Annotated in this window: 11 protein-coding genes; 1 reads left to right on the top strand and 10 read right to left on the bottom strand. The window is 38.9% G+C overall.

What is annotated here, in order from left to right; translation table 11 throughout:
* Window positions 1-18: 18 nt before the first annotated feature.
* From MUB24_RS02805 to MUB24_RS02760, 10 genes are all read right to left on the bottom strand, one after another.
* Window positions 19-897 carry a carbohydrate ABC transporter permease gene (locus MUB24_RS02805; protein ID WP_244700954.1) on the bottom strand — a complete coding sequence of 293 codons (879 nt, stop codon included), beginning with the start codon at window positions 895-897 and terminating at the stop codon, window positions 19-21.
* 12 nt (window positions 898-909) lie between these two features.
* Window positions 910-1,860, bottom strand: coding sequence for an ABC transporter permease (locus MUB24_RS02800; protein ID WP_244700951.1), 951 nt, complete (start codon window positions 1,858-1,860; stop codon window positions 910-912).
* Between the two features lie 79 nt (window positions 1,861-1,939).
* On the bottom strand, window positions 1,940-3,523 hold the full coding sequence (locus tag MUB24_RS02795) for a type 2 periplasmic-binding domain-containing protein (protein ID WP_244700948.1): 1,584 nt from the start codon (window positions 3,521-3,523) through the stop codon (window positions 1,940-1,942).
* A 365-nt stretch (window positions 3,524-3,888) separates the two neighbouring features.
* A complete protein-coding gene (locus tag MUB24_RS02790; RefSeq protein WP_244700945.1) occupies window positions 3,889-5,001 on the bottom strand; it encodes a GntR family transcriptional regulator in 1,113 nt (370 codons plus the stop codon).
* A 537-nt stretch (window positions 5,002-5,538) separates the two neighbouring features.
* Window positions 5,539-5,781: a hypothetical protein gene (locus MUB24_RS02785; protein WP_244700942.1), complete on the bottom strand. Its 243-nt coding sequence runs from the start codon at window positions 5,779-5,781 to the stop codon at window positions 5,539-5,541.
* Window positions 5,778-6,005, bottom strand: coding sequence for a hypothetical protein (locus MUB24_RS02780; RefSeq protein WP_244700939.1), 228 nt, complete (start codon window positions 6,003-6,005; stop codon window positions 5,778-5,780). Before MUB24_RS02780 ends, MUB24_RS02785 begins: the two co-directional genes overlap by 4 nt.
* A 34-nt stretch (window positions 6,006-6,039) precedes the next feature.
* On the bottom strand, window positions 6,040-7,938 hold the full coding sequence (locus MUB24_RS02775; protein WP_244700936.1) for a DUF4185 domain-containing protein: 1,899 nt from the start codon (window positions 7,936-7,938) through the stop codon (window positions 6,040-6,042).
* A gap of 75 nt (window positions 7,939-8,013) precedes the next feature.
* The gene (locus tag MUB24_RS02770) at window positions 8,014-9,315 is read right to left on the bottom strand and encodes an ABC transporter substrate-binding protein (RefSeq protein WP_244700933.1); all 1,302 of its coding nucleotides are present in this window, start codon (window positions 9,313-9,315) and stop codon (window positions 8,014-8,016) included.
* Window positions 9,316-9,399: 84 nt separating this feature from the next.
* Window positions 9,400-10,743, bottom strand: a complete 1,344-nt coding sequence (locus MUB24_RS02765) for an ABC transporter substrate-binding protein (RefSeq protein ID WP_244700930.1) — start codon at window positions 10,741-10,743, stop codon at window positions 9,400-9,402.
* 161 nt (window positions 10,744-10,904) lie between these two features.
* Window positions 10,905-11,090: a hypothetical protein gene (locus MUB24_RS02760; protein ID WP_244700928.1), complete on the bottom strand. Its 186-nt coding sequence runs from the start codon at window positions 11,088-11,090 to the stop codon at window positions 10,905-10,907.
* Between the two features lie 211 nt (window positions 11,091-11,301).
* On the opposite strand from MUB24_RS02760, the gene MUB24_RS02755 reads away from it, so the two are divergent.
* Window positions 11,302-12,378, top strand: coding sequence for a LacI family DNA-binding transcriptional regulator (locus tag MUB24_RS02755; RefSeq protein WP_244700925.1), 1,077 nt, complete (start codon window positions 11,302-11,304; stop codon window positions 12,376-12,378).
* The last annotated feature ends 21 nt before the right edge of the window (window positions 12,379-12,399 follow it).

Genomic DNA, 12,399 nt, shown 5'->3' with positions numbered 1-12,399 from the left:
GCATTCGACGAACTATCATTAACCTTTAACCGAACCAATCATAACCCCTTTAACAAAATGCTTTTGAACAAATGGGTATACGAGCAAAATAGGAATGGTCACCACTATAATGGACGCCATTTGAACGGTAAACGTCGATATATTTGGTTCGTAACTTACGGAAACACCTTGTTTTGCCATGACGTCAGCCGTGTTTGTAATGATGTCGTTTAACACCGTTTGCAGTTGCCACTTGCTTTTGTCTGTAATATAGAGGATTGTCGAGAAAAAGTCGTCCCAGTACATAACGGCTGTAAATAAACCGATCGTGACAAGTACCGGTTTGGATATCGGAAGTACAATGCGGAAGAAGACGCTTAAATCGTTAGCACCGTCAACTTTTGCCGATTCTTCCAGCTCATTTGGAATTCCTCTAAAAAATCCAAGCATAACAAAAATGTTCCAAGCCCCAATGGCATTCGGTAAAATTAACGCCCAGTATGTGTCCAACAAATTCAAGTTTTTGACTAACAAATACGTAGGCACCATCCCACCATTAAATAACATCGTGAACAGAACGAAAAAAGAAAGGAGTAATTGACCTCTCAATTTTTGTTTTGAAAGTGCATAGGCCATCCCAGCGGAAAAAAAGACACCGATTGCCACACCTACAATCACCGTGATAAGCGTTGTTTTAAAACCGGAAAACAGCGCGGAATTATTAAATACTGCCTGATATGCCTCAAGTGAAAAACCAGCAGGTACTAAGAAAAACCCACCTTGTTCGGCTTGAACAGCATCGCTGAACGAACCCATTAGAATGTACCAGAATGGATAGAGCATAACGACCATAAGCAATATTAAAAAGATGTAATTACAAATATCAAAGAATTTTTCTCCTCTTGTTTGATTAACCATTATTAAATCCCCCTACCATAGTCCTCCATCGCCAAATTTTCTTGCCATTCGATTGGCTACGACAATTAATATCACTGCAATCACAGACTGAAACAAGCCGGCAGCCGTGGCAAAACTATAATTGGCACTTTGAATACCTTCACGGTACACGTATGTATCAATGACATCACCAACATCATAAACAAGCGGACTGTAAAGAAGATAGATTTGTTGAAATCCGGCATTCAAAATACCTCCAAGACTTAAAATAACCAAAATGGTAATAACAGGACGAATGGCCGGAAGCGTTATATGCCACATTCTCCTAAATCTATTAGCACCGTCCATGATGGCCGCTTCATAAAGTTCTGGATTAACACCTGAAATCGCTGCCAAGTAAATGATTGTTCCCCAGCCGACACCTTTATAAATATCCGTTGAGACAAGCACTGCACGAAAATATTCAGTGCTGCCAAGAAAATCAATGGGTTCATTTCCAAGAAGTTTAAGGATATAGTTAAACAGTCCATCGACCGGATTCAAAAAGGCTGTAATGATTCCGGCAAAAATAACCCAAGAAATAAAGTGCGGAAGGTAAATGATTGATTGAGTAACGCGTTTAAATAATGAATGTCTCACTTCGTTTAAAAGAAGGGACAGAATGATCGGAAAGATAAAACTAGCTACCAATTTGTAAAAGCTGATCACTAACGTATTCCACAGTACTTGTTTAAAATCTGGAGTCTGAAACAATCTTATAAAATGATCAAATCCAACCCACTCACTTCCAGAAACCCCCGCAAATATGTTAAAATCCTGAAAAGCTATAGCAACCCCGTACAATGGCATATATTTGAATACAAACAGTAAAATTGCACCCGGCAAAAACAATAGATAAAGATATTTGTCCCTGAAAATATCTTTCCAAATAGACCGTTTTGCAACAATTTGCTTCGAAGTCGATGGTTCTGTTATTTGTTGCATCTTATCCAGCCTCCTAAAACTTAGTATCTTTTCCCAAGGGAAGGGCAAAACTATACCCTTCCTTATTATCTTTTTTTACTTACTTATAAGGCTCGATGTTTTTTTCGTACCATTGATCAAATTTCTTAAGTTGCTTCGTCTGTTCTTTGTAAAGCGCGTTCGCTTCATCTTCCACTGCTTGTCCTCCGCTTTTATAAAACTTTTTCACAAAATCATCGAAAGCACTGATTTTCTTTTTCCCTGTAATAATGTTCCAAAAGGTTTGATCCCGTAGTTTTTCAAGATCGGTATGATGTTTTTCCCATTCTGGACGGTCCGATGATTTTAGTTCAACAATCTTGTCTCTCATTGGTTGGCTGGACTTTTCTCTCTCCGCAAATAATTTGGAGACCTCAGGTAAGTTTTCAATATTTGCTTCGTCTCTGCGGTTCATAGGCCAGTGAGAGCTGATACCTCTGTCGTTTTTATCCGATGGTGTAAGTGAACTTTCCATTTTTCCATCTACTATCTTGTAATCTTCACCCTCAATTCCAAACGCAATCAATTGAAAGGTTTCAGGCGTATTCATTTCATTTAATAACTGCATGGAAATTTCAGGATTTTGATTCTGTTGTGTAAAGGCTACAAAAGTCACTGGAGCCACTGGTGTCGGATAATCAGAGGCGAATCCATCTGGACCTTTGACTGGGTCAATTGAAATGTATTCCCCATCTGGATTTTGTTGCTTAAATGACTGCGTTGGCGAAGCAGATGGATTAAGATATGAAACATACTGATACATCGAACCAGCTTTACCTTTGGCATAAATTTCGTCCGTCAAAGTAAACGAGTCATTCGTTGGTAGACGTGGATCAATCACACCTTCTGTATAGAGCTCTTGTAAAATCTTGAGAACCTCTTTCATTTCTGGCCTTGTATCAGAAAATCGAACCGTCCCATCCTCCTGTTCTAGTAACGCATCCACTTGCAAACCATATGCCCCAAGGAACGGGTAAAGAGCATCCCAAAAATTTTGTCCAGCGAAGCCATATGTATCATTTTTCCCGTTTCCATCCGGATCATCATGCGTAAAGGCTTTTAGCACCTCGATATATTCGTCTAATGTTTCAGGAACTTCCAAATTGAGGTTATCCAGCCAGTCTTTACGCAACATCGTAGTCTTCATACCTGGTTCTGCCTGACCATTTTGAAATCGATATAATGCTCCACTTTCATCCCAATAGTAAAACATAGCCTCTTTTGTGAAGTAATTTAAAATGGACTTCCCGTGCTTTTGTAAATAAGGTGTAAGATCTTGAAGAACTCCAGCTTTAGCCCATGTTTGATATTCATCTTCCATACTAGAAAAATTTAAAATATCAGGCATCGTATCCTCTTCACTCATCATAAGATTCAATTTCGTATTTGGATCGGTTGACGGTAGGATGATAGAATCCAAGTTAAATTCTCGACCTGTTTTTTTGGTTATAATCTCTTCAAGTTGTTTTTCGGCCCAAGTATCTTGATTTTCCACACTAGTGGCAATCATACTGACCTCAACGGGTCCTGACTCATCCTCATTGCCCGTATTATTACTTGATTTTTGTTTCGTGTTATTGGAGCAAGCTGAACCGGTAATGATCAATAATGCGAACATTGCGAACATAATCGCTTTCAATTTCATGTAAATGAACTCCTCTCAACCCTTTAAATTCATGCCTGTGCGTTAGTTAGATTCGAATATAGCTGTGCTTTGAGACAAATTAAAGACTTAACATCTAAAACCAAATGTCCTATCTTCTTGCTTAGTTAGCAATGCGGATACGTATAGCCACACTTGCGGTATTTCACAAGCACGTTGTTTCTTCTGAGACTCTATCAATCCTCTGTTTTCTATATCAACATGCCGGATAAAGTTAGAATACTAATTTAATAAACGAGATGTTTGTTCCCGGATTCTATCACCCCCTTAATTTAATTAGTTAAATATAGAGGTGTTATAGTTTAGTGAACACCTCTTTAAATGCACTTCATTTCTTACCCTTTTGCTCACAAAAAACTTTTTGCCCTTATCGTTCTTGTTGTAGAACCTTCTATAAGAGTTGCTGGTACAAGCTGACTATCCGTATTAAACTTTCCATGATACATGTCCATTAACCTCTCTAAAGCCAATCGACCAATCTCAGCTTCATCTTGTTTCAAATGGGTAAAACTCCACCCTTGATCATTTATGGGGGGGCTATCAAAACAGATGATGGAAATGTCATTTGGTACCGTTAAACCTAGCTCTTCTACCGCGACTTTTGCTAAAGAAGCAATTTGATATTCCAGCGCAAATAACGCAGTAATCTTTGGATTTTTCTGAATATACTCTTTGACTTTTTCAATATCTTCTTTTTTTGGCGCCTCTGGAATAGGCGATGTACTCTTAATATCTGAAAACCACAACTCCCGATTAACGACTAACTGATTCTCTGAAAAAGCATTAACAATCCCTAACAATCGATCTTCAAGAGTTGTCGTGACATAATTATTCGACATAAGCACACCAATATGTTCATGACCATGATCTATTAAATAATTTATTCCTTTGATAGCTGCTTCTACATTATCTGTAGAAACAGCGGCCGCCGCCACTCCTTTAAACGCTCTGTCAATTAAAACCAACGGAAATTGATTAACGACCATCTTAAGTATTTCAGAGGTATAATGTTGAGCTTGGGCTGGACAAACAATCAATCCAGATACTCCAAAATCTAATAATTCCTGAATAATCTTTTCTTCCCGTTCTGGAATTCCTAATGATCGTTTTAAAATAAGAAAGCATTTATTGTCAGATGCTTCCTCTAATGATGCTACGAGCGTACTACCGAAACTATCATCAAAAGTAGTCATAATTAAACCAATTATCGGTTTTTTAGATTCAACATTCCTTACTTGATTAGCAACCTGCCATTCAGCAACAAAGGTCCCTCTACCTCGTTGACGATACACATAACCTTCTTTCATTAGCTTCTCCAGTGCCTTTTTACTCGTAATTCTACTAACCTGAAACGTTTCCGATAATTCATTCTCTGATGGGACTTGATCCCCCACTTTGTACTTTTCAGATAGGATTTCTTTTTTTAATGATTCATAAACTTGCTCATACAATGATTTCATCGCACACCTCTACTTTGGTCATAAGCCGTTTTCAAATGGTGATAGCCTTTTCCCAGTTCACATCAAAATAAAGGGAAAGCGCACCGCTTTTATTACCTGACATCACATTCAAAATTTCTTTCCATCCCGCCAATATAAAACTACTTTCAGCAAACCTTTTCATTTTAAAAGAAAGCCCGTGCAAAATGATAGCTCACTAGGATGATATGGTTGTTACATTTATTGTATTTCTTATTATAGATGTTCTATATGTATAGGTCAATATATATTTTTCGTTTCATTTGCCTTTTCTATGAATTCCCGATTTATATTTTATGAAAAAACGCAATTCCCGCGTCAAACCAAGTGTTATCAAACTTTATCAATTTTGAGTATTTTCATAAAAAGTTTCGATTCAGTGAAAATATGATTTGGAAAACTTTAATTATATACCAACTATATCAACTTAATCTCTTAAACTTAAAATAGAACAACCTCCGTGACAATCCGGTTATGCCACAGAGGTTGTTCATTGAATCTATACCATCTCATGATCGATTATTTATTCGATCCCATCGCTTCCTTAATTTTTGCGGCTGATTTTTCATCTAGCTCACGTAAAAGTGTATTCACATCTTTTTCCGAGTCTGCCATTTCTTCTATTGCCTTGCCAACATCCACATACTCATCCCAAGTACTGATTTTCCCTTCATAAGTTGCGGACTCTGAAGTAAAAAACGCTTCACGATTCTTATCTTTATAAGCAGGTGATTCACTCGCATATTTTTCATCTAATTTCAAATCAGATAGACGGAGCCCATTTCACCACTTTCGGAAACATGTAACTGATGTTCTTCGGAAACATATTCTGCTAATAGTTGAAAAGCTTCATCTTTATGTTCCTCTTTTCCGGCACCTTTCTCTTTATTTTTATCTGCACCGCCAGATTCCTGTGATTGACAAGCCGTTAAGATCCCTAACATGAATATCATCATGATAATCGCAAAGCGTTTTTTCATGTTCATGATTCTTCCTCCTTATTTTAAACAGACGAACCAGCTATTCCCATTTTTGCAGTAACTCTTCTGCACCAGCGCTTAGTTCTTCATAGGCCTTTTCTGAAATTAAGTCCTCTTCCTTCTGTTTATCGAGTAAGCCAAGGAAACTTTTCGTATGTTTGACAATTTTCTTCACTTCTTCTTTTTCTTCATATTGCTGCAACGCAGCGAGATGAACTTGGAGCGCTCGATAAGCTTTCTTAGAAGAATACTCATCTTCATAGTTTGCTAAGATTGAAAATAGCTTAGCAACGGTGGCTGATTCTTCTACTCCGTCCTCTCCACCATCATCTTCTCCATCGGATGGTTCCAGTGATAGATCAGGATTTGTTAAATCTAACTTATACATCATTTGGTTATAATTATAACGAGGAGTCGGTTCATGATCCGTAAACGTATTTGTATAAGTACCTTCGAAAAAGATCGTTTTCCCACCATCTTTGTCAAAAAATTCATCATGGGCCACATTATAGAAAGTATAATTATCATGTGTAACAATTTTCTTAGCTGATTCCCAAGGTCCTTGTGGTGCTGGTGCTTCGGAATACCATACTTCACCAAGAACAGAAGAATCACCGCCCACTTGCTGGCCAATCATGACGTATTTATTACGATATTCATTCCATTCCACGGAACTGGAAGCAATACTTACATAGTCGCCCGTATCAACATCTTTCAACTGAAAATAATGAAGATCATCCTCTTTGATTAAGCCCAGTTCAATCAATTCTTTTTCTTGATCAGGTTCTAATGGCTGTGTATCAAGCTTCCAATCCCAGACCAAATTGCCATCGTCATCACGTTCGAGTGAAGTATTTTTACCATCAAATTCTGTTCCTGGAGTCAGACAAGTAAAAGATTCATATTGTTCATGGTCTTGAATCGCTTCATATGAATCAAGCACTCTTAAATTACCCATATGATGTTCGGTAAATACCCAGTACCCTTGACCATCTTCTTCATAATAGCTTGCCTGTCCACCCGGATGGCGCCAGTCCTCCTTGTCCGGAAATTCGACCAGCTGCTCAAATTCTTCCTTTTCATCATTGAAAACAAGAATACCAAAGGCACTCAAAGGCGTATGTGTGCTGTAACCCGCAAGCAGCCGCTCCTTCCCAGTGTCATCCTCCGTTGTCATGAGGCCAAATACCCAAGCAATACCAGCTCCATCAGGCAACGGTGGGACCAAGCTTTTAACAAATCCATCCTCTTTGGTGAAATAATCTAGATCAACACCTACCTCAGGATCTAGGCCGCCTTTGCCAGGCAGCTCCGAGGTAGCTCCTGTTACACGGAAGTTCCCCAATGGGTATGCCGGTCTGTCCGTGTCTCCCCAAAACCAGTACAGTTTATCCTGATATTCGATTGTCTGTACAGAGTCCGAGCCCATCACTTTTCCGTTCAAAAGCGGTTCTTTGATTGGTGGCGTCAGACCGAGCAGGACGCTATCCCGATAGATACCTTGACCGGTGATTCGATATAGCCGTTCAGCGATATTCACTCGATTCATCTTGATTGTGATGCTTCCCCCTGGTTTTATGTCGACCGCTTGACCACGGTTACCAAAGCCATCTTTTGGCACCTCATATCCATGACTGGATAAATGGAAAAAAACTTCTTGATCCATGAGACCTGGTTCATTAAAGGCAACATAGCCGGCACTGTCTGTGTAGTAGAGAATGTTGTTCGTTGTCCTCAGCTCCACGGCGGGAATGCCCCGTCCTGTCTCCGCATCAATGACTTGAATCTTAAATAACTCCTGATTATGCGAAGGTTCCGAAGCCTTCGCTTTCGTGGGTGCAGACAATATCGATCTAAAGTTAAAAGACGTGACTATCGCTAATACCACCAACACTACTAGTAACAACCTATTCCGCTTTCTCTGCATGACCCTGGACATCCACAAACCTCCTTGGAGCTTCATTTAATTATTTTCCCAAATAGCCTTTAGTTGCCACATTTACCTATCGGTTATTCACTTTCCTGCTTCCTTCGCTTCCTTGATTTTTGCGGCAGATTCTTCTTCCAATTCCCTTATGATCGTGTTGATATCCTTGTCTTGTTCAGCTATTTTTTCTACAGCGGCACCAACATCCACATAGCTATCCCATTGACTTATTGTATCTTCATATATAGCAGGCTCTTGGGCAAAAAAGGCTTCACGGTTTTTCCCTTCAAGACCAGGGGCATTAATGGCATAATTTCGGTGGATTTCAGGATCAGCCAAAATAGATCCCATGACTCCACTTTCTGTGACTTCTAACTGATGTTTTTTAGATACGTAGGCTTCCAACACTTTAAATGCCTCATCTTTATGCTCACTATAATTCGTAATAACCATGGACCAAAACCCACGATATGGACCGGCTTCTGGATTATCCTCCCATACTGGAACCGGGACCATATCAAGAGATTCTAGAAAACTCTTATCTTCCACACTATCAAGATAGGCATCTTGGGCAATAAACATCGCAGCTTTTCCTTCCGCAAACCAATCGCCTTCCCAATCCGGGTCGTGGATCCCTTGAAAACTATAATATTCTGCCATTAAGTCGAAATACTTCCTAAGCTTAGGATTGTCTTGAATGTTCACTTCCCCTGTTTCCGGGTCCGTCAAATTTGTTGCCAGTTCATCCAACGGCCAGGTACCCGGACCAAAGCCAGCAAAAGGCCCGTGAGTCATTCCAACATACTGTGTACCATTTTTTTCTCCTGTCATCTTTGCGGCTAGATTGATTGCCTCATCCCAAATCATGGCTGTCTTCTCATCTGGATAAGGCTGTCCAAATAAGTCAAATACATCTTTATTGTAGTATAGTGCGAAAAAAGGCCGATTATCTGGAAATCCAACAATCTTTCCCTCATCGGTTAACGAACGAACATTCTTCATTAAAGCAGGGTTAAGAGAATCGAGATCAAAGTTGTGTTGTTCTATTAATTCATCAAGCGGCTCAATCACTTCAAGTTCCTTCATCGGTTCAATTGGGCCAATGATAATATCTGGTTTATTACCTTTTGCAAATATTTCCTGAAGGGATTCTACCGTATTTTCATAAGGAATTCGCTCTAGCTTAATATTTGTAAGATCTTTTTCTATTGAACCAACCCTTTCTTCCCATATATCTCCATCAAAAAGATAGGCGATTTTAATAGTCACCGTTTTTTCACCCTTCGTATCATCTCCCTCATTTCCTGCACTTTGCGATTGGCAACCACTAAATATACCCGCTAATATGATTACTAATGAAATAAGACAATAACTTTTAAATCTTTTCATTTCTATTCCTCCGTCAAAAATATATTGGAACCTATATTTGCTAACTGATGAAATGTCTTTGTTTTAGGGCATGCCTAAAATCAATTATTTTGTCGCCTTTTCTTCGACAATTCTTTGCTCTTCTTTTTGTTTTAAATCACGAAGGAATTCGTTCCTATCTTGGTCAGAGTCGTAAAATTCAAAACCGATCTTCCCTATTTCATTCTGTGCTCCTGTATCATACTTTGACCTTTTTTCTGATGTACCCCCACCTGGTTTATTCTGAAATAAAGAATCAATGTTTAGTTCTGCAAGATAGGAGCGATTAGGATCATTCTTCAACGCTTCTTCGACCGCCCCATTTTCAAATAAATGATTAAACGGAGTCGTCACTGCAGAATTCCCTTTGCTTAGGATTTGTTCATCGGAATACCAAAACTTTAATAATTCAAAAGCTTCTTCCTTATGTTCGCTTATATCTGTTACGCCCAGTGCCCAGCCGCTTTGATTTGGCTGTATGCCTGGTGCTTGAGACCAGACGGGGTAAGTCGCAATATCCCAATTTAGATCCTCAGGCAGCGCCTCAAGGAATTGATGAGGAATCATGGCCAAGTTTCTTATTTTTTGAAAAGCATCAATAAACGCAATCCCGTCTGTCTCTATTTCTCCAAGATCATTACCGGGGATTGACTTCTCTTGATCAACCAAAGCTAAATAGTCGCTAACTTCCTGTCTTTCTGTCCACAAGACTTCATCCGTCTCCGGATCAACATAAAGTGTATCCCCCATTACTTGAGACAAGGTTTGACTGGCGTCATGTTGCATGTGTAAACCGTGATACTGGACACCATTTCGTTCCCCGGTCACTTTCTTAGCTAGTTCGATTACTTCATCCCAGGTCATATCGTCTGTAGGATAAGGAACGCCGAACAGATCAAAGATGTCTTTATTATAATGCAACGCATATTTCTGAGAGACAAAAGGCAAAGACCATATTTCACCACCTGTCCATGAAAGCCATTCCGCTAAATAATCATCCTCATAACGGGTTAGATCAAAATCATACTGATCGATCATATCTCTCATATCATATGCCAATTCATATTCCTGAAGTAATTGGATCTGGGAAGGATGACTGACCATGATAATGTCAGGCTTAACCCCCTCAGCGAATGTTTTTTCCAGCGTCTCTCTATCTCCTGCATCCCCTTCAATTCTTTTTAATTTAAGATGAGGAAACTTCTCCTCCGCTGGCTTTTTGTAAAACTTCTCCCATCGATCTTCCCCTATCATCCAAGCCAACATTACCGTAAGTGTAATCTCCTCCTCTCCTTCTTCAGCAGTGTTTTTGGGTGTATCTTTTTCCACATTTTGAGACTGGCATCCTATTAATCCAGCAACTAATAACACGATTAATAAGATAAGGAATGGATATTTGGCACTTCTCATTATTTTCCTCCTCGTCTAAAGAAATCCCCGGTATTTACAGAGGTAATTAGAGCAAAGAATTTTGCCCAACCAAGATTAATTTACATAATATTAAGACAACAAAATTGATAGTTCCGTCAGTCAATCAATCCTTGATTCCCTTGGCCTCATCCCATAGTTATTTACCATTCAATTCCACGAGCTAAAGCTTTCACCACCTCCCCACGAACCGATAGAACCACATGTTTTGCAACAGAATCTGTGCTTAATAACCGGTGTTCAATCGTTATTTTCCGCTGCCCACACTTGTCTTGCCATCTATTGCAGTGTTCCTTCTCCCTTGTGATATACTTGAACTTAATTGACAACGATTACATTCTTTTAGATAAATAGATTTCTTAAATCCAATATAGAAAGAATTTACTATTCATGTTATACTATGTACATTCAAAAAGTATACATATACCTTATTATAAAAGAAAATAAAAATCAAGCTTTATTTTCCTTACAACGTTAATATTATTTACGTTGTGCTTTTGCCATATTTAAAGCTACACCGACTATGAAAGGAAGTATAATATGAAAGGGTCAAACACCTCGGTCCCAAAGTATCAAATGGTAAGAGATCATATACTTAGTTTAATTCAAAATAAAGAGTTATCTGCTCATGCACGTATACCAAGCGAGAAGGATTTTATCGAAAAACTCGGCGTCAGCTCCATTACAGTTAGAAGAGCCTTAGCTGAGCTAGTAGATGAAGGTGTAATCTACCGAGTTAAAGGAAAAGGCAGCTTTATTTCCGAACAAAAGCCCAAAAATCAAACAAGCTCAAAATTAATCACTTTTGTATTATCTGGAAATGACATGTACGACAATTCTTATATGCAAATTATGAAAGGAATTCAGTCCTATCTTTCCAACCATGGTTATAAGTTAATCATTGAGTTCATTGAGAATAATATTGATCAGGAAAGAGAATTGGTAAAAAAGTTAATCCAAACAGATTGTGGAGGATTATTAATCTATTCTTCAAATCCCGAAGCAGCGAAAGAGTATTTAACAGACATTCAATCAAAGAGACTCCCTGTTGTGTTACTGGATCGGTTCCCAATGGGAATCCCCTTACCTTGTATTAGCTGTAATAATTATGATGGAGGTTTTGAAGCGGTCAATCATCTAATTGGTTTGGGCCATACAAAAATCGGATTTTGCGCTTATGACTTTTTCCTAAACTCAGAAAAAGAACGATATCTTGGATACCAGCACGCCCTGATGAACGCTAACCTGCCGGCTGACTCTAAGATCTTTTTTTCTCAGCCAAAGCTAAATTATAAAGAACTTGTGGCAGCGATTAAGAGTGGCAACTTAACTGCTTTATTTTGTGTAAATGATCGCAGTGCCCTTGAAGTTATGAATCAATTGATCAAAATGGGTATAGACATCCCTCAAGATCTCTCCATTATCGGCTTTGATGATTTCGAAAGTTCTAAATACGCCAAGGTACCCCTAAGTACAGTCCAGCAGCACTTTGAAATGCTAGGCTATGAAGCAGCTAAATTATTGTTAGAAATCCGCAAAAAAGCGCAAATTGAACCTAAAAAGGTTTTATTGCCCACTAACCTTATCATTCGCGATTCAACGGCTGCGCCAAGGTAATGCCATGCTTTACGAATGAAT

Origin of the sequence: Lederbergia sp. NSJ-179, from assembly GCF_022867885.1 — a bacterium.
GTDB lineage: Bacteria > Bacillota > Bacilli > Bacillales > Bacillaceae_C > Lederbergia.
Note: the sequence above shows the minus strand (reverse complement) of the source record. Positions and strands in the feature narration are given on the sequence as shown.

Excerpts from the sequence above, each read along its gene's own strand:
- MUB24_RS02775 (WP_244700936.1), bottom strand. The coding sequence starts at position 7,938 with ATGTCCAGGGTCATGCAGAGAAAGCGGAATAGGTTGTTACTAGTAGTG.
- MUB24_RS02780 (WP_244700939.1), bottom strand. The coding sequence starts at position 6,005 with ATGAACATGAAAAAACGCTTTGCGATTATCATGATGATATTCATGTTA.
- MUB24_RS02790 (WP_244700945.1), bottom strand. The coding sequence starts at position 5,001 with ATGAAATCATTGTATGAGCAAGTTTATGAATCATTAAAAAAAGAAATC.
- MUB24_RS02765 (WP_244700930.1), bottom strand. The coding sequence starts at position 10,743 with ATGAGAAGTGCCAAATATCCATTCCTTATCTTATTAATCGTGTTATTA.
- MUB24_RS02795 (WP_244700948.1), bottom strand. The coding sequence starts at position 3,523 with ATGAAATTGAAAGCGATTATGTTCGCAATGTTCGCATTATTGATCATT.
- MUB24_RS02755 (WP_244700925.1), top strand. The coding sequence starts at position 11,302 with ATGAAAGGGTCAAACACCTCGGTCCCAAAGTATCAAATGGTAAGAGAT.
- MUB24_RS02800 (WP_244700951.1), bottom strand. The coding sequence starts at position 1,860 with ATGCAACAAATAACAGAACCATCGACTTCGAAGCAAATTGTTGCAAAA.
- MUB24_RS02770 (WP_244700933.1), bottom strand. The coding sequence starts at position 9,315 with ATGAAAAGATTTAAAAGTTATTGTCTTATTTCATTAGTAATCATATTA.
- MUB24_RS02805 (WP_244700954.1), bottom strand. The coding sequence starts at position 897 with ATGGTTAATCAAACAAGAGGAGAAAAATTCTTTGATATTTGTAATTAC.